Annotated in this window: 18 protein-coding genes; 9 read left to right on the forward strand and 9 right to left on the reverse strand. The window is 71.7% G+C overall.

Annotated elements, in window-relative coordinates:
* The first annotated feature begins 8 nt into the window (after positions 1–8).
* The 3 genes from QIT00_RS01930 (at position 9) to QIT00_RS01940 (ending at position 4,531) form a co-directional block, all read left to right on the forward strand.
* Entirely contained in the window at positions 9–2,831 is a 2,823-nt protein-coding gene (locus QIT00_RS01930; protein WP_282533257.1) for an ABC transporter permease subunit, read from the forward strand.
* Positions 2,828–3,604, forward strand: a complete 777-nt coding sequence (locus QIT00_RS01935) for an ABC transporter ATP-binding protein (protein ID WP_282533258.1) — start codon at positions 2,828–2,830, stop codon at positions 3,602–3,604. Before QIT00_RS01930 ends, QIT00_RS01935 begins: the two co-directional genes overlap by 4 nt.
* Positions 3,605–3,697: 93 nt before the next feature.
* Positions 3,698–4,531 carry an aldo/keto reductase gene (locus QIT00_RS01940; protein ID WP_282533259.1) on the forward strand — a complete coding sequence of 278 codons (834 nt, stop codon included), beginning with the start codon at positions 3,698–3,700 and terminating at the stop codon, positions 4,529–4,531.
* A gap of 74 nt (positions 4,532–4,605) precedes the next feature.
* Here QIT00_RS01940 and QIT00_RS01945 read toward each other — a convergent pair whose 3' ends face one another.
* Together QIT00_RS01945 and QIT00_RS01950 are read right to left on the reverse strand one after the other, a co-directional pair.
* On the reverse strand, positions 4,606–5,463 hold the full coding sequence (locus tag QIT00_RS01945; RefSeq protein WP_282533260.1) for a class I SAM-dependent methyltransferase: 858 nt from the start codon (positions 5,461–5,463) through the stop codon (positions 4,606–4,608).
* A gap of 197 nt (positions 5,464–5,660) precedes the next feature.
* The gene (locus QIT00_RS01950; protein ID WP_282533261.1) at positions 5,661–5,969 is read right to left on the reverse strand and encodes a 4a-hydroxytetrahydrobiopterin dehydratase; all 309 of its coding nucleotides are present in this window, start codon (positions 5,967–5,969) and stop codon (positions 5,661–5,663) included.
* Between the two features lie 87 nt (positions 5,970–6,056).
* Here QIT00_RS01950 and QIT00_RS01955 point away from each other — a divergent pair, with 87 nt between their 5' ends.
* On the forward strand, positions 6,057–6,878 hold the full coding sequence (locus QIT00_RS01955) for a helix-turn-helix domain-containing protein (protein ID WP_282533262.1): 822 nt from the start codon (positions 6,057–6,059) through the stop codon (positions 6,876–6,878).
* On the opposite strand, the gene QIT00_RS01960 is transcribed toward QIT00_RS01955, so the two are convergent.
* Entirely contained in the window at positions 6,868–7,269 is a 402-nt protein-coding gene (locus QIT00_RS01960) for a hypothetical protein (RefSeq protein ID WP_282533263.1), read from the reverse strand. The genes QIT00_RS01955 and QIT00_RS01960 overlap by 11 nt on opposite strands.
* Positions 7,270–7,567: 298 nt before the next feature.
* On the opposite strand from QIT00_RS01960, the gene QIT00_RS01965 reads away from it, so the two are divergent.
* From QIT00_RS01965 to narI, 4 genes are read left to right on the forward strand one after another with little or no spacing between them, the layout of a single operon-like run.
* Entirely contained in the window at positions 7,568–11,272 is a 3,705-nt protein-coding gene (locus QIT00_RS01965; RefSeq protein ID WP_282533264.1) for a nitrate reductase subunit alpha, read from the forward strand.
* Complete coding sequence (gene narH, locus QIT00_RS01970; RefSeq protein ID WP_282533265.1) at positions 11,272–12,882, forward strand: nitrate reductase subunit beta; 1,611 nt, start codon at positions 11,272–11,274, stop codon at positions 12,880–12,882. Before QIT00_RS01965 ends, narH begins: the two co-directional genes overlap by 1 nt.
* Positions 12,879–13,463, forward strand: a complete 585-nt coding sequence (gene narJ, locus QIT00_RS01975) for a nitrate reductase molybdenum cofactor assembly chaperone (RefSeq protein WP_282533266.1) — start codon at positions 12,879–12,881, stop codon at positions 13,461–13,463. The genes narH and narJ overlap by 4 nt, the downstream gene beginning before the upstream one ends.
* Entirely contained in the window at positions 13,463–14,188 is a 726-nt protein-coding gene (narI, locus tag QIT00_RS01980) for a respiratory nitrate reductase subunit gamma (RefSeq protein ID WP_282533267.1), read from the forward strand. The genes narJ and narI overlap by 1 nt, the downstream gene beginning before the upstream one ends.
* A gap of 241 nt (positions 14,189–14,429) precedes the next feature.
* Here the strand turns inward: narI and dnaK are convergent, their stop codons facing one another.
* The 3 genes from dnaK to QIT00_RS01995 all read right to left on the reverse strand — a co-directional run bounded on the left by dnaK (position 14,430) and on the right by QIT00_RS01995 (position 17,520).
* A complete protein-coding gene (gene dnaK / locus QIT00_RS01985) occupies positions 14,430–16,277 on the reverse strand; it encodes a molecular chaperone DnaK (RefSeq protein ID WP_282533268.1) in 1,848 nt (615 codons plus the stop codon).
* Between the two features lie 174 nt (positions 16,278–16,451).
* Entirely contained in the window at positions 16,452–16,889 is a 438-nt protein-coding gene (locus tag QIT00_RS01990) for an OsmC family protein (RefSeq protein WP_282533269.1), read from the reverse strand.
* A gap of 109 nt (positions 16,890–16,998) precedes the next feature.
* On the reverse strand, positions 16,999–17,520 hold the full coding sequence (locus QIT00_RS01995; protein WP_282533270.1) for a PadR family transcriptional regulator: 522 nt from the start codon (positions 17,518–17,520) through the stop codon (positions 16,999–17,001).
* 104 nt (positions 17,521–17,624) lie between these two features.
* Between QIT00_RS01995 and QIT00_RS02000 the strand changes: the two genes are divergently transcribed.
* A complete protein-coding gene (locus QIT00_RS02000) occupies positions 17,625–18,287 on the forward strand; it encodes an isochorismatase family cysteine hydrolase (RefSeq protein WP_282533271.1) in 663 nt (220 codons plus the stop codon).
* 10 nt (positions 18,288–18,297) lie between these two features.
* Here the strand turns inward: QIT00_RS02000 and QIT00_RS02005 are convergent, their stop codons facing one another.
* The 3 genes from QIT00_RS02005 to QIT00_RS02015 form a co-directional block, all read right to left on the reverse strand.
* The gene (locus QIT00_RS02005; RefSeq protein WP_282533272.1) at positions 18,298–18,840 is read right to left on the reverse strand and encodes a nitrobindin family protein; all 543 of its coding nucleotides are present in this window, start codon (positions 18,838–18,840) and stop codon (positions 18,298–18,300) included.
* Between the two features lie 65 nt (positions 18,841–18,905).
* Positions 18,906–19,580 (reverse strand): hypothetical protein, encoded by a 675-nt coding sequence (locus QIT00_RS02010; RefSeq protein ID WP_282533273.1) that lies wholly within the window; start codon positions 19,578–19,580, stop codon positions 18,906–18,908.
* A 61-nt stretch (positions 19,581–19,641) separates the two neighbouring features.
* Complete coding sequence (locus QIT00_RS02015) at positions 19,642–19,959, reverse strand: hypothetical protein (protein WP_282533274.1); 318 nt, start codon at positions 19,957–19,959, stop codon at positions 19,642–19,644.
* Positions 19,960–20,004: the final 45 nt, after the last annotated feature.

The following is a 20,004-nucleotide window of genomic DNA, read 5'->3' on the forward strand; positions in this document are numbered from 1 at the left end:
GGCCCGCCATGGCTGACCTTCTCGGCTTCGTCCTCAGCGGCCTCGTCTCGGGTGCGCTGTACGCGCTGCTCGCCACCGGGCTGGTGCTCTCCTACTCGGCCTCCGGGCTCTTCAACTTCGCCCATGGCGCGACCGCCTACCTCTGCGCGCTCGCCTTCCACGAACTGCACTCCGGCTTCGGCTGGCCTACCGTGCCGACCGCGCTGCTGCTCGTCTGCGTGATCGCGCCAGGGCTCGGCTGGGCCCTTGACCGGCTGATGTTCCGCAAGCTGGCGCGAGTCGGCGAGACGGCTCAGATCGTCGCCACCATCGGCCTCCTTGTGGCGCTGCCCGCGCTCGGCCTGTGGATCGTCGAGGTCCTGGAGCAGGCGGGTGCGCCGGTGAAACCCGCCGAGAACCAGTTCGGACTGCCCGGCGTCGGGCCGAGCCCCGCCGTGTCCTGGCAGCTGATGGACGGCGTCGGCGTCGACTCGGACCAGCTGATCACCTGGGTGACGACGGCCGTGGTCGCCGCGGGCCTGTGGCTGCTGCTCCGGCACACCCCGCTCGGCCTGCGGCTGCGCGCCGTCGTCGACAACCGTTCCCTGGTCGAGCTGCGCGGCATGAGCGCCGACCGGCTGTCGTCGGTGGCGTGGATGCTGTCGTCGGCGCTCGCGGGCCTGGCGGGCGTGCTCGCCACTCCGCTCCTCGGCCTGTCCGCCCACGACTTCACCCTGTTCCTCTTCGTCTCCGCGACCGCCGCCGTACTCGGCCGCTTCGCCTCGATCCCGCTGGCGTTCGCGGGCGGCCTGGCCCTCGGGGTGCTGCAGAACCTCGTGGCCGGGTACGCCTCGTTCGCCGACGACCTCACCGGCTTCCGTACGGCCGTACCGTTCCTGATCCTCTTCGGCGGGCTGCTGATGATGGCGCGGCGGCAGCGCACCGCGGGCACCGCCGCCGTGGACGCGCCGCCGCTCGACTACCTCGCGGGCAGCTCGTGGACCCGGCGCTGGGGGCCGTGGGCGGCGGGCGCGGCGCTGCTCGCGATCGCCTTCTACACGGTCACGACCCCGTTCTGGAGCGGCATCCTCGCCCAGGGCCTGGCAGTCTCGCTCGTCTTACTCTCCTTCACCGTGGTCACGGGACTCGGCGCGATGGTCTCCCTGGCACAGGCCACCTTCGTCACGGGCGCGGCCCTGGTCGCCGGGCTCCTGATGAGCCGGGGCTGGCCGTTCCTCGGCGCGGCGCTCGTCGGCACCTGCGCGGCCGCGCTGCTCGGCGCCGTGGTCGCGCTGCCCGCGCTGCGCCTCGGCGGCCGCTCCCTCGCCCTCGCGACACTCGCGCTCGCCTTCCTCGCCGACCAAGTCCTGTTCCAGACCGGCTGGTTGAGGAACGGCGACACGGGCTGGGAGATACCCCGGCCCGTCTTCGGCCCCATCGATCTGGGCGACGACCGGGCGATGGGCGTGGCCCTGCTCGTCCTCGTCACGGCGGTCGTGGCGGCCCTCAGCGCGCTGCGCAACTCTCCGACGGGCCGCGCGATGCTCGCCGTACGCTCCGCACCGGCCGCGGCGATGGCCTCCGGCGTCTCCGTGGTCCGTACGAAACTGCTCCTGTTCACGCTGTCCGCGGGGCTGGCCGGTTTCGGCGGGGTCATGTACGCCTCGTACAACACCCGTATCACCGCGACCGACTTCACCGCGATGACGGGCCTGATCTGGCTCGCGGTGGTCGTCGCGGCGGGTGTGCGGAGGCCGCAGTTCGCGGTGGTGGCGGGGCTGGTGTTCGCCCTCATGCCCCACCTGATCGCGGACTATGTGACGGAGTCGGTGCACCTGCCGGTGATCCTGTTCGGGTTGGCGGGGTTGGCGTTGGCGAATGACCCTGACGGGTATGCGGCGGCGGTGTCGGTACGGCGGTACAGGCGGCGCCGGGCTTCTTCCCCCACCCCGCCCCTTCCCGAAAGCCTGCGGCGCCGTCGTGGCTGGTCGCGCAGTTCCCCGCGCCCCTATCGGGGCACGGATGCCGAGCCAAATTCAGCCCCTCCGGCGTTTGAGGAGCGGGGTCCGGGGCGGAGCCCCGAAGCGCCGCAGGCTTTCGGGAAGGGGCGGGGAGGGGAGAAAGACGCCCTCGCCCTCCACGGCATCCACGCCGGATACGACACCGCAGCCGTACTCCACGGAGTGCACCTCACCGTAAGAGCAGGCGAGATCCTCGCCCTCCTCGGCCCCAACGGCGCGGGCAAAACCACCACTTGCCGAGTAGCGGCCGGAATCCTCACGCCCCGCACCGGCCAGGTGCTGGCCGACGGCCGCGACGTCACCCGCACCGGCCCCGTCCCCCGCTCCCGCGCAGGCACCCTCCTCGCCCCCGAAGGCCGCGGCATCTTCCCGGCCCTCACCATCGACGAGAACCTCGCCCTGCACCTGCCGGACCGCACCGACCGCGACGCGGTGTACGAACGCTTCCCCGCGCTCGCCGCCCGCCGCACCGTCAGCGCCGGCTCGCTCTCCGGCGGCGAGCAGCAACTCCTCGCCCTCGCCCCGCTGTTGCAGCGCCCGCCGAAGGTGCTGATCGCCGACGAACCGTCCCTCGGGCTCGCGCCGCGCGTCGTCGACGAGGTGTTCCGGCTGCTTGCCGAACTCCGGGACGCGGGCACGGCGTTGCTGCTCGTCGAGGAGAAGGCCGCCGAGATCCTGGGCGTCGCGGACCGGGTCGCCTACCTGTCCCAGGGCCGCGTCTCGTGGTGCGGCCCGCGCGCGGAGGTCGAGGCGGACCGGCTGACGGAGGCGTACCTCGGCATCGCGGCGGACGACCCGCACGCGACACGTACGGAGGTGAGCGGGCCATGACCCGTCACGTGCTCGAAGCGACCGGGATCGACGTCCGGTTCGGCGGTGTACGCGCCCTGCGGGACGCGAGGATCGCGGTGCGCCCCGGCGAGGTCTGCGGCCTGATCGGTCCCAACGGGGCCGGGAAGACCACCCTGTTCGACGTCGTCTCGGGCATCCGCCTCCCGGACTCCGGCCGGGTCCTGCTCGACGGGGCGGACGTCACCCGGCGCTCCCCGGTCTGGCGGGCCCGGCACGGCATGCGGCGTACGTTCCAGCGTCAGCAGCTCTTCGGCCAGCTGACCGTCGCCGACAATCTGCTCGTCGCCCAGGAGTGGCGCGGCGGCGGGGGCGGGCTCGTGGCCGACGCGGTCGGTGCGCCCGGCCGCCGCAGGCGTGAACGGGCCCGCCGCGCAGAGGCGTCGGAGGTGCTCAGGGAGTGCGGGCTCGACGACCTGGCGGACCGGCACGCGGGGGCCCTGCCGGTCGGCCGCGCCCGCATGGTCGAGCTGGCGCGGGCGCTCGCCGACCCGCCCCGGGTGCTGCTTCTGGACGAGCCGGCGTCCGGGATGACGGCCGCGGAACGTGCCCAGTTGGCCGCCGTCGTACGGCATCTCGCGGACGAGCGGGGCTGTGCGGTGCTGCTCGTCGAGCACAATGTGGCGTTCGTGATGGAGCTCTGCGCCCGTGTCGTCGTCCTGGACCTCGGCGCGGTCCTCGCGGAGGGCACCCCGGCCGAGGTGCGCGCCGACCCGAGGGTGCGGGAGGCGTATCTCGGCCTCCCGGCGCGGTGAACGTGTCGTGAACGAGACGGCGAACGGGAATGCGCGGTACGGCGTGATCGTTGACGATGTAAGTACCACCCACCACCGAAGGATCGAGAGCTCGTGAGCAAGGTCCCCACCATCACCCTCAACAACGGCGTCGCCATGCCGCAGCTCGGCTTCGGCGTCTGGCAGGTGCCGGACGAGGAGGCGGAGCGCGCGGTCGGCACCGCCCTGGAGGCCGGGTACCGCAGCATCGACACCGCCGCCGTGTACGGCAACGAGGAGGGCACCGGCCGGGCCCTCGCCTCCTCGGGCATCGCGCGCGACGAGCTGTTCGTCACCACCAAGCTGTGGAACGCCGACCAGGGCTACGACTCGACGCTGCGCGCCTTCGACACCTCCCTTGCCAAGCTCGGCCTGGACCACGTCGACCTGTACCTGATCCACTGGCCGCTGCCCGACCGGGGCACGTTCGTCGACACGTACAAGGCCTTCGAGAAGATCTACGCCGACGGCCGCGCGGAGGCCATCGGCGTGTCGAACTTCCTGCCGGAGCACCTGGAGCGGCTGCTCGACGAGACGTCGGTCGTGCCCGTGCTCAACCAGATCGAGCTGCACCCGCAGCTGCAGCAGGCCGAGTCCCGCGCGGCCCACGCGCGCCACGAGATCGCGACCGAGGCCTGGTCGCCGCTCGGCCAGGGCAAGGGCCTGCTCGAGGTGCCGACGATCGTCGCGATCGCGCGGAAGCACGGCCGCACCCCGGCCCAGATCGTGCTGCGCTGGCACCTCCAGCTGGGCAACGTCGTGATCCCGAAGTCCGTGACCCCGTCCCGGATCAAGGAGAACCTCGACGTGTTCGGCTTCGAGCTCGACGGCGAGGACCTGACGGCGATCGCGGCGCTCGACGAGGGCAAGCGCCTGGGCCCGGACCCGGCGACGTTCGACGTGGTCTGAGCCGCCTCAGGCATGCGGCGGAGCCGCCGTCCGGAACACCTCCGGGCGGCGGCTCCGCCGTTCCCGTACGTGGCTCAGGCGCCCTTCCGCCCCAGATACACGGTCTGCGCGGCAAGGAGGAACACATCGGGCCGGTGGTCAAGGCCCGCCTCGTCGTCCGGGTCGAGGAGCCGGTCGAGGGTGGCGGCATCGTCCGCGTCGAGCCCCTCGCGCAGGCCGCCGCTCAGCCGCCCGAAGAGGTCGGCGACGTGCGCGCGGACAGTGGGGGACGCGGGGGCGGGCAGGTCGAGCAGATGGGTGCGCGTCTCCGCGTGCGTGAGTCCGGCCGCTGTGAGCAGGGCGCCCCAGTCCTCGGCCTCGTCCTTGACGTCCGGCAGCGCGGCGCGCATCTCGTTGAACCGGTCCTCCTGGGCCACGTCGAGGCGGGCCTGCAGTCCGGGCCTGCCGATGCCGATGTCCCGGGGCAGGCAGCGCGCCGGAAGCCCGCCCTCCAGGAGGACGAGGGTGCCGCCCGGCGCGAGCCGGCGGGCGAACTCGGTGAGCGCGGCGCGCTGGTCGCCGAGGTGGTGCAGGGCGAGGCCGAGCCAGACCACGTCCGCCTCGCCGACGTCCGCGAGGCCGTCCGGCAGGTCGGCGAGGTGTGTCCGCACCCGGTCGGCGACCCCGGCGCGCTCGGCGCGCCGCGCGGTCAGGTCGAGCAGGGCCTGTGTGCCGTCGACGGCGACGACCTCGGCGTCCGGGAAGGCCTCGGCGAGCGCGCAGGCGATGACGCCGGGGCCGCTGCCCGCGTCCACGATCCGGCGCGGTCGCGGCTGTGCGGCGCGCAGCTGCTCGATGATCCGCGCGGTCATCGGCGCGTACGCCTCGGCCCGCCGCGTCAGGCTCGCGCCCAGCTGTTCCCAGTCGACGTCGCCGTGTTGGTGATTGCCCATGGTGGTCGCCCCTCATGTCGTACGTGTACGGGGGCAGCGTGCGCGCACGCATGCAGGTCGGGCAAACCTCGTTGCGGTTCCAGCAAGCCGGGGCTCCGCCCCAGACCCCCGCTCCGTCGTTTGGCTGCCGCGCCATCGTGGCCGGTCGCGCAGTTCCCCGCGCCCCTGTCGGGGCACGAGGCGGGGAGGGGAAAAGCTCAGGCCCTGACCCCGTGCGCCTTCGCGAGAGCCTCCACCCGCCCCGCAAGCCCGAAGTCCTTCTCCGTGACCGCGCCCCCCACACTGTGCGTGTTCACCGACAGCTTGACGGAGTTGTAGCCGAGCGTCAGGTCCGAGTGATGGTCCAGCTCGTCCTGCACCTGCGCGATGTGCACGGCGAGCGCCGCCGCCGCGAAGTGCGAGCCGAGGCGGTACGAGCGGGACAGCTTGTCGTCCCGGAACTCCCAGCCGGGCAGCTCCGCGAGCCGGTCGTCGATCTCCTGCTGCGACAGCGGTGCCAGTGCCATGGCGGCGCTCCTCACGGGGGTACGAGTCGGGGTACTCGCCGTCAGCCTGCCACAGCCCGACCCTCCGGGATCGGTTACGGTCCTGTCATGACCAGCGCTCAACGAAGGCCAACTGCCGTACGGGACAAGGGAGTCGGGCCCCTTCTGCGCGGCTGGCGGGAGCAGCGCCGCATCAGCCAACTGGAGCTGGCGCTGCGCGCGGACTCCTCGGCCCGGCACATCAGCTTCGTGGAGACCGGCCGGTCCCGGCCCAGCGAGGAGTTCCTGCTGCGCCTCGCCGAGCATCTGGACGTCCCCGTACGGGAGCGGAACGCGCTGCTCCTGGCCGCCGGATACGCGCCGCGCTTCCCGGAGACCCCGCTGGACGACCCGTCCCTCGACGCCCTGCGCGCCGGTCTCGACCAACTGCTTCAGGGGTACGAGCCTTATCCGGCGCTTGTCGTCGACGCCACCTACGAGGTGGTCGCGGCGAACCGGGGCATGGCGATCCTCCTCAACGGAGTACCGGAGCGCCTGCTCACGCCGCCGCTCAACGCCATGCGCCTGACCCTGCACCCGGAGGGCCTCGCCCCGCGAATCCGCAACCTCGGCGAGTGGCGCGGGCATCTGCTGCACCAGATGGAGCGCCAGATCGCCCTGCGCCGCTCGGAGACGCTGCGCGAGCTGTACGAGGAGGTCGCGGCCTACCCGGTGGCGGACCCGGGCGAGCAGCCGGAGCCGGAGGCGCCGCCGCTGCCGTACTTCGCGCTGCCGCTGCGCCTGGAGCACCAGGGGCGGCTGCTGTCGTTCGTGTCGTCGATCGCGACGTTCAATACGCCGATGGACGTGACGGTCGCCGAGCTGGCCGTGGAGACGCTGCTCCCGGCCGACCCGGCGACGGTGAAGCACCTGCGGGAGCTCATGCCCTGACGACGGCCCCGGCCCGCACGCCCCGCAGGGCGACGTACTGCGCGACGGCGAACGCGGCGACGACGAGCGCCTGCACCGGGATCCACACGGCGCCCGCCGCGCTCGGCTCCAGCCACGCGGCGAGCGCGACGAGGCTGAGCAAGGCCCAGACCGTGTTGATGTCGACCACCGCGTTCACGGCGAGTACGGGCGGCCGCGACCGGGAGGCGAGCAGCCCGACGCCGGCCGCGTAGAGCACGAGCCCCACGCCGAGGGCGAGCAGCAGCCCGGAGTCGACGCCGAGGAGCCGGCCGAGCGGCCCGGAGACGGCGGCGTAGGCGAGGCCGTTGGCGCCGGTGACCACGGCGTCGAGGGCGAGCAGACGGCGCAGGGTGAGCGAAGAAGTCGACATGATCGGTTCCTCTCGGTGAGCGGTCATGGGCGGTCATGGGCCGTCATGGGCTGCCACGCGCGGTCAAGGCAGTCATGGACGGCGCCCGCGCCGGGTGCGCGAGCCCCGGACACCGGAGCGGAGTGCGCCGCCCCGGGGCCCGGTACGACGACTGTGCCGGGCGGGGGCGGGGGCGTCGATTACGTCCCAGGTAAGGCCCGGACGGCCACGGATGGCCCCGGGCCCGCCCACGGTCCGCCCCGGACGGCCCCCGCAAAGATGTAGCGGCCCCGCACCGCGCTTACGTTCGCCGGAGGCGATGGCCCACGTCCGAGGGAGCTCTGCGGTGACCGACCAAGTGACGGAACCGGGCGCCGCGCTGCTGCGCGCCGGGAAGTTCTTCCGGCGCGGCAAGGCGGCGCCCGACCTGCACAGCATCGAGCTGTCGGGCGGGCGGCAGGCCGACGCGTTCTACCGGGACCGGTGGAGCCACGACAAGGTGGTGAACTCCACGCACGGCGTGAACTGCACCGGTTCCTGCCGTTGGAAGGTGTACGTCAAGGACGGCATCATCACGTGGGAGACCCAGCAGACGGACTATCCGTCGGTCGGCCCGGACCGCCCCGAGTACGAGCCGCGCGGCTGCCCGCGCGGCGCCGCGTTCTCCTGGTACACGTACTCGCCGACGCGCGTGCGCTACCCGTACATCCGTGGCGTGCTGCTCGATCTGTACCGCGAGGCGAAGCAGCGGTGGAAGGACCCGGTGCTCGCCTGGGCGGACATCCAGGACGACCCGGAGCGTCGGCGTACGTACCAAGTGGCGCGCGGCAAGGGCGGGTTGGTGCGGGCGACGTGGGACGAGGCGCTGGAGATCGTCGCGGCGGCGCATGTCCACACCATCAAGAAGTACGGCCCCGACCGGATCGCCGGGTTCTCGCCGATCCCGGCGATGTCGATGGTGTCGCACGCGGCGGGCGCCCGTTTCCACTCGCTGATCGGCGCGCCGATGCTGTCGTTCTACGACTGGTACGCGGACCTCCCCGTGGCCTCGCCGCAGGTCTTCGGCGACCAGACCGACGTACCGGAGTCCGGGGACTGGTGGGACGCGGCCTATCTGATGATGTGGGGCTCGAACGTCCCGGTGACGCGGACGCCGGACGCGCACTGGATGGCCGAGGCGCGCTATCGCGGGCAGAAGGTCGTGGTCGTGGCGCCGGACTACGCGGACAACGCGAAGTTCGCCGACGAGTGGCTGCATCCGCACCCCGGCACGGACGGCGCCCTGGCGATCGCGATGGGGCACGTGATCCTCAAGGAGTTCTTCGTCGAGAAGAAGACGGAGTTCTTCGACGACTACGTCCGCAAGTTCACGGACCTGCCGTTCCTGGTGACGCTGAAGGAGAAGGACGGCTCCTACGTCCCGGACAAGTTCCTGCGCTCCTCGGACCTGGGCGACGACGGCGAGGGCGGCGAGTGGAAGACGGTCGTCCTGGACGCGAACACCGGGCAGCCGGCCGTCCCCAACGGCTCGTTGGGCTTCCGCTGGACCGAGTCCGGCCAGGGCAAGTGGAATCTGCAGCTGGGCTCGGTCTCGCCGCGACTCTCGCTGCACGGGCAGGAGTTCACGACCGGCGTCGAGGTGCTGCTGCCGCGCTTCGACACGGACGGCGGCGCGCACGGCCAGGGGCGCGGCGAGGTGCTCGGCCGCGGCGTGCCCGCGACCCGGCTCGGAGGCCAGGAAGGACCGCTGGTCACGACGGTCTTCGACCTGCTGCTCGCGCAGTACGGCGTGGGCCGCGAGGGCCTGCCCGGCACGTGGCCCGAGTCGTACGAGGACGCCTCGCAGCCCGGCACGCCCGGCTGGCAGGAGGCGCACACGTCGGTGCCGGCGGCAAAGGCCGTGAAGATCGCCCGGGAGTTCGCACGGACCGCGGAGCAGTCGCGCGGCCGCTGCATGATCCTGATGGGCGCGGGCACCAACCACTGGTTCCACTCCGAGACCATCTACCGCGGCTTCCTCGCGCTGCTCACCCTCACCGGCTGCCAGGGCCGCAACGGCGGCGGCTGGGCGCACTACGTCGGGCAGGAGAAGTGCCGTCCGGTCACGGGCTGGGCGACGCTCGCGGGCGCGGGCGACTGGTCGCGGCCGCCGCGCCAGATGATCGGCGCCGCGTACTGGTTCCTCAACACCGACCAGTGGCGCTACGACCGCTTCGCCGCCGACGTGCTCGCGTCGCCGCTCGGCGAGGGCCGCTTCGACGGGATGACGGGCGCGGACTGCTTGGCCCAGTCGGCCCGGCTCGGCTGGATGCCGTCGTACCCGACGTTCGACCGCAACTCCCTCGACCTCGGTGAGCAGGGCGTCGACGGCACGCTGGCGCAACTCAAGGACGGCTCGCTGAAGTTCGCCTGCGAGGACCCGGACGCCCCGGAGAACTGGCCGCGCGTGCTGACCCTGTGGCGGGCCAATCTGCTCGGCTCGTCCGCGAAGGGCGCCGAGTACTTCACCAAGCATCTGCTCGGCACGCAGTCCTCGCTGCGCGCCGAGGAGGCCGGGCCCGAGGAGCGCCCGCGCGATGTGACGTGGCACGAGGAGGCCCCGGAGGGAAAGCTGGACCTGCTGCTCTCCCTGGACTTCCGGCAGACCTCGTCCACGCTCCTGAGCGATGTCGTCCTGCCCGCCGCCACGTGGTACGAGAAGCACGATCTGTCGTCCACGGACATGCACCCGTACGTGCACTCCTTCAGCCCGGCGGTCGACCCGCCCTGGCAGGCGCGTACCGACTTCGACACGTTCCTCGGACTCGCCCGGAGACTGAGCGAGTTGGCGGCTCCGCACCTCGGCGTCCGCAAGGACCTGGTGGCCACCGCCCTGCAGCACGACACCCCGGGCGAGACGGCCCAGCCGGGCGGTGTCGTACGGGACTGGAAGCGCGGCGACTGCGAACCGGTGCCGGGGAAGACGATGCCGAACCTGACAGTCGTGGAGCGGGACTACACGGCGATCGGCGACAAGTTCGCCGCGCTCGGCCCGCTCGCCGAGGAGCTGGGCCTGCCCGCGAAGGGCATCGCGCTCCGCCCCGACCAGGAGGTGGAGGACCTGGGCGAGCGCAACGGGCGGGTGCTCGGCGGGCCCGCCGACGGGCGGCCGCTCCTGGACACCGCGGTGAAGGCCTGCAACACAATCCTCGCGCTGTCCGGCACCACCAACGGCCGCCTCGCCACCCAGGGGTTCCACACCCTGGAGAAGCGCACGGGCCAGGAGATGGCCCACCTGGCGGCGGAGGCCGAGGGCAAGCGCATCACGTACGCGGACACGCAGGCCGCCCCCGTCCCCGTCATCACGAGCCCGGAGTGGTCGGGCAGCGAGTCCGGCGGGCGCCGCTACACGGCGTTCACGCTCAACACCGAGCATCTGAAGCCCTGGCACACGCTGACCGGGCGGCAGCACTTCTTCCTGGACCACGACTGGATGCACGAACTAGGCGAGACGCTGCCCGTCTACCGGCCACCCCTCGACATGAACCGCCTTTTCGGGGAACCGGAGTTGGGCCCTGACGGGCAGAAGCAGGTCACGGTCCGCTATCTCACTCCGCACAACAAGTGGTCGATCCACTCCGAGTACCAGGACAACCTGTTCATGCTGTCGCTGTCCCGGGGCGGGCAGTGCATCTGGATGTCCCCGCAGGACGCGGCCGCGATCGGGGTCGAGGACAACGACTGGATCGAGGCGGTCAACCGCAACGGTGTGGTCGTGGCCCGCGCGATCGTCTCGCACCGCATGCCCGAGGGCACGGTCTACATGCACCACGCCCAGGAGCGCACGGTGAACGTCCCGAGGACGGAGACCACCGGCAAGCGCGGCGGCATCCACAACTCCCTGACCCGCGTCCTGATGAAACCGTCCCATCTCATCGGCGGATACGCCCAACTCTCCTGGGCCTTCAACTACTTGGGCCCGACCGGAAACCAGCGCGACGAAGTCACGGTCATCCGCCGCCGCAACCAGGAGGTCGAGTACTGATGCGCCCGATGGCACAGATCGCCATGGTCATGAACCTCGACAAATGCATCGGCTGCCACACCTGCTCGGTCACCTGCAAGCAGGCGTGGACCAACCGCAACGGCATGGAGTACGTCTGGTTCAACAACGTCGAGACCCGCCCCGGCCAGGGCTACCCGCGCCGCTACGAGGACCAGGAGAAGTGGCGCGGCGGCTGGGAGTTGAACAAGCGCGGAGCCCTGAAGCTGAAGAACGGCGGCCGCATCAAGTCGCTCCTCGGCATCTTCTCCAACCCGAAACTGCCGGAGATCAAGGACTACTACGAGCCCTGGACGTACGACTACAAGAACCTCACCGACGCCCCGCTCGGCGACGACTACCCGGTGGCGGAGCCGCGCTCGCTGATCGACGGCAAGCCGATGAAGGTCGAGTGGTCCTCGAACTGGGACGACAGCCTGGGCGGCATGCCCCAGCACGGCGACCTGGACCCGATGGTCACGAAGGTGCGCCAACAGGCCGCCGACAAGGTGAAGTTCGCGTTCGAGCAGACCTTCATGTTCTATCTGCCGCGGATCTGCGAGCACTGCCTCAACCCGTCCTGCGTCTCGTCCTGCCCGTCCGGCGCGATGTACAAGCGGGCGGAGGACGGCATCGTCCTCGTCGACCAGGACGGCTGCCGGGGCTGGCGCAAGTGCGTGACGGGCTGCCCGTACAAGAAGGTGTACTTCAACCACGCCACCGGCAAGGCGGAGAAGTGCACGTTCTGCTACCCGCGCCTGGAGGTGGGCCTGCCCACCGTCTGCTCCGAGACCTGCGTGGGCCGGCTGCGCTATCTCGGGGTGATCCTCTACGACGCCGACAAGGTGACCGAGGCCGCGTCCACCCAGGACGAACAGGCCCTGTACGAAGCCCAGTTGGGAGTGTTCCTCGACCCGGAGGACGCCGAGGTGCGGCAGGCGGCCGAGCGGGCCGGGATCCCGTACGACTGGGTGGAGGCGGCGCGGCGCTCCCCCGTGCACACGCTGATCAGCAAGTACAAGGTGGCGCTCCCGCTGCACCCGGAGTACCGCACGATGCCCATGGTCTGGTACATCCCGCCGCTCTCCCCGGTGGTGGACGCGCTCACGGAGACCGGGCACGACGGGGAGGACGCGGACAACCTGTTCGGCGCGATCGACACGCTGCGCATCCCCCTCGAATACCTCGCGGAGATCTTCACGGCGGGCGACGTGGAGCCGGTCCGGGCGTCCCTGAACAAGCTGGCGGCGATGCGCTCCCACATGCGGGCCGTCAACCTGGGCGAGCGGCCGGGCCGGGAGATCGCCGAGTCGGTCGGCATGGACGGCCCGGAGATCGAGGAGATGTACCGGCTGCTCGCCATCGCCAAGTACGAGGACCGCTATGTCATCCCCACCGCGGCGGTCGGCGACGCCCGGCGCCTGGAGGAGTCGGCGGTCCCGGACTCCTGCTCGCTCGACCACGCGGACGGCCCCGGCATGGGCGGCGACGGCCCCTTCGGCCAGGACTCCGGCCAGAAGCAGCTGCCGCTGGTGACCATCGAGAACTTCCACGCCGCCCGCAAACGCCAGACCTCCGACGACGAGCCCGAAGACGTACGGGAGCAGCAGTGAGCCAAGTCCGCCCCGAGCACGCCCTGATCCACCAGGCGGCGGCGCTCTGCCTCGCCTACCCCGACGACGCGTTCCGCGAGCGCCTTCCGCTCCTGCGGGCCGCGGCCCCACCCGCCCTCGACGCGTTCCTCACGTACGCGGAGTCCACGAGCCCGCGCGACCTGGCAGCCCACTACGTCCAGGTCTTCGACTTCAAGAACCGGCACTCCCTGTACCTGAGCTGGTGGCGGGACGGGGACACGCGGCGGCGCGGTATGACGCTGGTCGGCTTCAAGGAGACGTACCGGGCGCACGGCCTGGACTTCACCGGTGAGGAGCTGCCCGACTTCCTCCCGGCGGTCCTGGAGTTCTCCGCGCAGGCGGGCCCGGTCCTCCTGGAGGAGCACCGGGCGGGCCTGGAGCTGCTGCGGCTCGCCCTGACCGACCACGGCACGCCGTACGCGACGGTCCTCGACGCCGTCTGCGGCACGCTGCCCGGCCCCTCCCCCAAGGACCGCGCGGAGGCACGGGCGCTCGCCCGCTCGGGCCCGCCGCGCGAGGAGGTCGGCCTCGAACCGTTCACCCGTACCGGAGGGCTCTGATGAAGACACTGCTGTGGGGCGCCCTGCCGTACATCGCGGTCGTCCTGCTCGTCGCGGGCACGATCTGGCGGTTCCGCTACGACAAGTTCGGCTGGACCACCCGCTCGTCCCAGGTGTACGAGTCGAAGCTCCTGAACGTGGCCTCGCCGGTGTTCCACTACGGCATCCTGTTCGTGGTCGTCGGCCATCTGATGGGCCTGCTGGTGCCGGAGCGGTGGACGGACAACGTCGGCCTCAACGAGCACACGTACCACCTGTTGTCGCTGTTCGGCGGCACGGCGGCGGGCGCGCTCGCGGTGCTCGGCATCCTGCTGCTGCTGTACCGGCGCCGCACCAACGCCCCGGTCTTCAAGGCGACGACCGCCAACGACAAGGTGATGTACCTGGTCCTGCTCGCGGCGATCGTCCTCGGCATGTGGGCCAAGCTCGCCCACTCGTCGGTGAGCGAGGGCTACGACTACCGCCAGACCATCGCCCCCTGGGTCCGCAGCCTGTTCACGCTGCAGCCGGACGTCGACCGGATGGTCGGGGTCCCGGTCCTGTTCCAGATCCACGCGGTGGTCGGCATGCTCCTGATCGCCCTGGTCCCGTTCACCCGCCTGATTCATATGTTCAGCGCGCCGGTGCAGTACCTGTTCCGCCCGTACGTGGTGTATCGCTCGCGCGACGAGTCGCAGCTGGGGGCGCGACCGGAGCGGCGCGGCTGGGAGAAGAGCAAGCTTTGATCTCCCCGCCCCGCCCCTTCCCGAAGTCCTCAGCGGACGGCTCGCCGGGGGCTCCGCCCCCGGTCCCCGGGAGCTGTCGCTCGGCTTTCCCGCCGTTGTGGCTGGTCGCGCAGTTCCCCGCGCCCCTGAAAAACCAGCCCCTCCGGCGCTGAATCCAGCCCCTCCGGCGTTTGAGGAGCGGGGGTCCGGGGGCGGAGCCCCCGAAGCCGCTGCAAGCTTTCGGGAAGGGGCGGGGCGGGGATCAGCGCTTCTCGTCGTCCACGACCTCGGCGTCCACCACATCCTCGCCCTCCGGCGACTGCTCCCGTGGCTGCTCCCGTGGCTGCTCCTCCTGCTGAGGCGCCGCGTACATCGCCTGCCCCATCCGCTGGGCCGCGGCGGACAGCTTGTCGGTGGCGGCGCGGAGCGTATCGGGTGAGGTGTCCTCGGCGTCGAGCAGGGACTTCAGCTCGGTGAGCGCCGAGGTCACCTCCTCACGGGTCTCGGGCGGCACGCGCTGCTCGTTCTCGCGCAGGAACCGCTCGGTCTGGTACGCGAGTTGCTCGGCCTCGTTGTGCGTCTCGGCGGCCTCGCGGCGGCGACGGTCCTCGTCCGCGTACTGCTCGGCGTCCCGCATCATGCGGTCGATGTCGTCCTTGGGGAGCGCCGATCCGCCGGTCACGGTCATCTTCTGCTCGCGCCCGGTGGCGAGGTCCTTCGCGGAGACGTGCATGATCCCGTCGGCGTCGATGTCGAACGTCACCTCGACCTGCGGCACCCCGCGCGGCGCGGGCGGCAGCCCGGTGAGGTCGAAGACGCCGAGCTTCTTGTTGTACGCGGCGATCTCCCGCTCGCCCTGGAAGACCTGGATACCGACCGAAGGCTGGTTGTCGGTGGCGGTCGTGAAGACCTCCGAACGGCGCGTGGGGATCGTGGTGTTGCGCTCGATCAGCTTCGTCATGATGCCGCCCTTGGTCTCGATGCCGAGCGACAGCGGCGTCACGTCGAGCAGCAGCACGTCCTTCACGTCGCCCCGGATCACACCCGCCTGGAGCGCCGCGCCGACCGCCACGACCTCGTCCGGGTTGACGCCCTTGTGCGGCTCCTTCCCGGTCAGATCCTTGACCAGTTCCGTGACGGCGGGCATGCGCGTGGAGCCGCCGACGAGGATGACGTGGTCGACGTCGGCCAGCTTGATCCGGGCGTCCTTGACGGCCTGGTGGAAGGGCGCCTTGCAGCGCTCCAGCAACTCTTCGGTCAGCTCCTGGAACTGAGGTCGCGTCAGCTTCTCCTCCAGGTGCAGCGGCCCGGCGTCGGAGGCGGTCACGTACGGCAGGTTCACCTGCGTCTCACCGGCCGAGGACAGCTCGATCTTCGCCTTCTCGGCGGCCTCGCGGAGCCGCTGCACGGCCATCTTGTCCTGGCCGAGGTCGATGCCGTTGGCGTTCTTGAACTGCCGTACGAGATGGTCGACGATCCGCTGGTCCCAGTCGTCGCCGCCGAGGTGGGTGTCGCCGTTGGTGGCCTTGACCTCGATGACGCCGTCGCCGATCTCCAGGAGCGACACGTCGAAGGTGCCGCCGCCGAGGTCGAAGACCAGGACCGTCTGCTCGTCGCCCCGGTCGAGGCCGTACGCGAGGGCGGCGGACGTGGGCTCGTTGATGATCCGCAGGACGTTCAGGCCGGCGATCTCCCCGGCCTCCTTGGTGGCCTGGCGCTGGTGGTCGTCGAAGTAGGCGGGCACGGTGACGACGGCGTCGGTGACGTTCTCGCCCAGGTACGCCTCGGCGTCCCGCTTCAGCTTCTGCAGCACGCGCGCCGACAGCTCCTGCGGTGTGAACCGGTTGCCGTCGACCGCGCCCTGCTGCGGGAAGCGCCAGTCCGCCACGCCCATGTGCCGTTTCACGGAGCGCGCCGTGCGCTCCACGTTCGTCACGGCCTGCCGCTTGGCGACCTCGCCGACCAGAACGTCACCGTTCTTCGCGAAGGCCACGACCGAGGGGGTGGTGCGCGCGCCCTCGGCGTTGGCGACGACGGTGGGCTCGCCGCCTTCGAGGACCGCGACCACACTGTTCGTCGTACCGAGATCGATCCCGACCGCACGTGCCATGTCCGTCCCCTTCCGGGCCCCGCATCGCTCCGCTGCTCTCCCTCCAGCACAAAACTTGAGTGCCGTTCTGTCAATGCCTCGATCCGGCGACGTACGCGAGCACCCCGGACACGCCGCTGCCGCCGCCCGGACACGTGCACCGGACGGCGGCAGCGATACGGCGGGTGCGGCCGCTCAGGGCGCGGGGGCGGCCAGGGTGGCCCGGAGCGCGATGTCCGTGCCGGAGAGCGCCTGGCTGACCGGGCAGTTCTTCTTGGCGTCCTCGGCGGCCTTGACGAACTCGGCCTCGTCGAGTCCGGGTACGGCGCCCTCGACGATCAGCAGGATGCCGGTGATGCCCTCGCCCGGCTGGAACGTGACCTCGGCCTGCGTGACGAGCTTGGTGGGTGGCGTCCCGGCCTGGGTCAGGCCGTTGGAGAGCGCCATCGAGAAGCAGCTGGAGTGGGCGGCGGCGATCAGCTCCTCGGGGCTGGTCTTCCCGTTCGGCTCCTCGGCACGGGAGGGCCAGGACACCGGGTACTGCCCGATCCCGGACGAGTCGAGCGCGACCTTGCCGGAGCCCTCCAGCAGGTTGCCTTCCCAGACGGTGTGCGCGGTGCGCATCGTGGCCACGACGGTTCCTTCCTGTACGGACGGTACGAGCGCTGCGAGAGCGCCTCTCCCATCCGACCACACGGGACGCCTCGGGACACTCCGTACACCCGGGACGCGCCCCCACCCGTCAACCCTCGGCACCCAGTACCTCCCGCAGCCACGCCCGCTCCGCCCGGCTGCTCGCGCGGGCGAGGAGGAGCATGCCGCGGCGGTACGGGTCGTCCACCTCCTCGGCGGTGAGCGGACGGTCCCCGTCGTGGAAGAAGCTCGCGGGCTCGTCCAGGAAGTCCAGGCGGCGGCGGAGCACGGCGTGCTGGTCGGCGACGTCCGGGAGCAGGGAGAGGAAGGCGAGGACGGTGAAGAAGCGGGTGCTGTCGCCGATGTCCAGGCGGTCCGGCTCACGGAGACGGCACAGCAGCTCGGCGCGCCCGGCACCGGTCAGGCTCAGGGTGTGGCGGCGGGCGGCGGAGACGCCGGGTTCGGCGCGCCGGTCCAGGAGGCCGGAGGCGACGAGGCGGTTGATCGCCGGGTAGAGGCTGCCGTCACTCACGGGTCGGGTGTGACCGGACAACTGGGCGATCCGGCGGCGCAGTTGGTACCCGTGCAGCGGCCCTTCGGCCAGGAATCCCAGGATCGCGAGCTCCAGCATGCTGCTACTCTCGCACATCGAAACGAGGTATCTCGAATCGAGGTACGGTGTCGCCGGGCTGCCGGTGCCCGGCCGCGCCGGGTCCTACCGAGGGGGTACGGAAGGTGTCCACGTACAGCGAGGCATGGGTGACCGCACGCGCGCGGCACGCCTACGAGCACGGGCGCGCGGAGTTCGACGTACGCCCCGAGCGGTCCGCGCTGCTCGTCGTCGACATGCAGGACGAGTTCGTACGCCCCGGCTGGAGCCCGTACTGGGTGCCCGCCGCGACCCGGATGGTGCCGCGGCTGCGCGGACTCGTCGAGGTCTGCCGGGAGCTCGGGATGCCGGTCGTCTGGACGGTCTTCGACGACACCCACCTGGGCCTTGACCGCCCGCGTGCCCTGCCCGCGCTCCCTCACGGCGCGAGTGACTGGCGGCGCCCTGGGCCCGCCGAGGTATGCGGGGAGCTGGGGCGGCGGGCGGACGAGCCGCTGATCCGGAAGCCGTCGTACGGCGCCTTCTACGACACCCCGCTCGACACGATGCTGCGCAACCTCGGCCGGGACACGGTCGTCGTCACGGGCACGCTCACCAACTACTGCTGCGGCACGACGGCCCGGCAGGCGTACGAGCGCGGGTACCAGGTGGTGTTCGGCGCGGATGTCACGGCCACCGACGACGAGAGCCGGCAGGAGCCCGAACTGGCCGTGCTGCGCAAGGGGTTCGCGCTGGTCCTCGGAGCCGCGGAGATCGAGGCGGAGCTGCGGGCGCCGGGCCGGGGTTGAGGGCTCGGGGCTACTTCGTGCGTCGCAGGTGGGCCGCGAGGTGGTGCTGGAGGGGCCGGCCGACCGCCGCCATGTCGTGCACGAACGTGAGGGCGTCCGGGGCGGTCAGGGTGTAGCGGCGGCGGGTGGCCTCGACCTGCTTGGCCGTGGGGGTGGTCGCCACCTGGTCCGTGGCGAGGTCGACCGCGCCTTCGGCGGCCCGGCCGACCGCGATCTCCGCGATGCCGGTGGGCTGCGTGATCAGCGCCTCCACGCGCCCGTCCGGCTGCAGCCGCCACCAGCCGCTCTCCCGGGCCGCGGGCCGCAGCGGCTCGCCGGCGGGGCCGAGCAGCCAGGCCCGTGCCTCGTACCGGAGGAACGGGCGGCCGTCGTGGCTGAACCGCACCTCCTGCGCGTAGGCGAAGTCCCCGTCGAGCGTCGGGTACTCGCCCTCCCCGCGCCCCCGCCAGTCCCCCAGAAGTCCGAGCACGGGCGTGAGCAGCGGGTGCGGCGCGGGCGTGCCGTCGGCGTCGAGGCTTTCGGCGTACGGGTACTCGGGTGCGGCGTCGAACACGGGTGGCGCTCCTCAGGTCGGGCGGTGGCTTGTCGGGGGAAGCCTAAGCCGACCTGGCCGGACGCTCATCGGGACTGCTTGGCCTGGGCCGTCCCGCGGCTTGGGTCCTGGCGGTCGGGGCCGCTCACATACCCGGGTGCGCGCTCGAACTCGCCGAGCCAGAGGTGGGTGGGGGCGTGCTGCCTGACCGCGGCGATGAGGGTGTCCATGAACTCCCCCCTGGCGGCCGAGATCTGGTAGCGCCGCCGGCGCAGATCCGGCCGCAGCGGCTCCTCGTCCCGGACCAGGTGCCACAGGCCCGGGGTGTCCCGGACGATCTCGTCCCGCGGGCACAGTTCGAGGGAGAAAACCGACGGCTCCCGGCCCTCGACGGGGCTCCACTGCACGGCTACCGCCGCGAGGTCGGCCCAGGCGATGGTGGCTGCTCCGCCGCTGCTGTGGTGCAGGGCGAGGCCCTCGCCGTCGACGCGGACCAGGTTCCTCATCCGCCTGCGGGCGAGGCGGACGAGGTTGACGCCCGGCCGGCCGAGCATCACGGAGAAGAACAGACCTGACAGCCACCAGAGGCCGGAGCGCTCTCCCATCACCCCTGCTGCGCCCGCCACGCACAGAACGGCGACCACCACGGCAACGGCGATCAGACAGCTGCCGTAGATCACCGCCCCGCGCACGTGTTTCGAGCGGTTCCGGACGAGGGTGGCCGTCGGCGCGGAGCCGGGCTGCGGAGGTGGCGTGGACATGGCAGGGACATGGCAGGGACATGGCGGGAAGTCCATGGGCAGTGCCTGTGCCTCCGCCGCCCTACCCGGCCAGTGTCAGTGCCCCCACAACGGCCACCGTCGTCACCGCCGCTGCGATGCGGCCCGCGCGGGCCATGCCGGGGCGGCCCAGGCGCCGGGCGTTTAGCGCCGTGAACAGGCCGACGGTGACGGTGACGAGGTTGAGGCCGCCGAGCCACCCGAAGCTGCCCTGCTTCAGCGCGAAGTACAGGAGGAGCCAGGCCGCGACGCCGGCCACCGCCCAGGCGAGGATTTCGAGCTGGAAACCGAGGGGAGGAGCTTGCGGCCGCTCCCCGGCGACGGTCGTCGGCGCGTCCTGCGGGCGGGTCTTCCGGGACAAGAGGGCTCCTGGGTTGTTCAGGCACGGGCGGCGGGGCCCGTACGA

The organism is Streptomyces luteolus, assembly GCF_029968015.1.
In the GTDB taxonomy this organism is placed as follows: Bacteria; Actinomycetota; Actinomycetes; order Streptomycetales; family Streptomycetaceae; genus Streptomyces; species Streptomyces luteolus.

Excerpts from the sequence above, each read along its gene's own strand:
- QIT00_RS01930 (WP_282533257.1), top strand. The coding sequence starts at position 9 with ATGGCTGACCTTCTCGGCTTCGTCCTCAGCGGCCTCGTCTCGGGTGCG.
- QIT00_RS01935 (WP_282533258.1), top strand. The coding sequence starts at position 2,828 with ATGACCCGTCACGTGCTCGAAGCGACCGGGATCGACGTCCGGTTCGGC.
- QIT00_RS01945 (WP_282533260.1), bottom strand. The coding sequence starts at position 5,463 with ATGGGCAATCACCAACACGGCGACGTCGACTGGGAACAGCTGGGCGCG.
- QIT00_RS01950 (WP_282533261.1), bottom strand. The coding sequence starts at position 5,969 with ATGGCACTGGCACCGCTGTCGCAGCAGGAGATCGACGACCGGCTCGCG.
- QIT00_RS01955 (WP_282533262.1), top strand. The coding sequence starts at position 6,057 with ATGACCAGCGCTCAACGAAGGCCAACTGCCGTACGGGACAAGGGAGTC.
- QIT00_RS01960 (WP_282533263.1), bottom strand. The coding sequence starts at position 7,269 with ATGTCGACTTCTTCGCTCACCCTGCGCCGTCTGCTCGCCCTCGACGCC.
- QIT00_RS01965 (WP_282533264.1), top strand. The coding sequence starts at position 7,568 with ATGGCCCACGTCCGAGGGAGCTCTGCGGTGACCGACCAAGTGACGGAA.
- narH (WP_282533265.1), top strand. The coding sequence starts at position 11,272 with ATGCGCCCGATGGCACAGATCGCCATGGTCATGAACCTCGACAAATGC.
- narI (WP_282533267.1), top strand. The coding sequence starts at position 13,463 with ATGAAGACACTGCTGTGGGGCGCCCTGCCGTACATCGCGGTCGTCCTG.
- dnaK (WP_282533268.1), bottom strand. The coding sequence starts at position 16,277 with ATGGCACGTGCGGTCGGGATCGATCTCGGTACGACGAACAGTGTGGTC.
- QIT00_RS01995 (WP_282533270.1), bottom strand. The coding sequence starts at position 17,520 with ATGCTGGAGCTCGCGATCCTGGGATTCCTGGCCGAAGGGCCGCTGCAC.
- QIT00_RS02010 (WP_282533273.1), bottom strand. The coding sequence starts at position 19,580 with ATGTCCACGCCACCTCCGCAGCCCGGCTCCGCGCCGACGGCCACCCTC.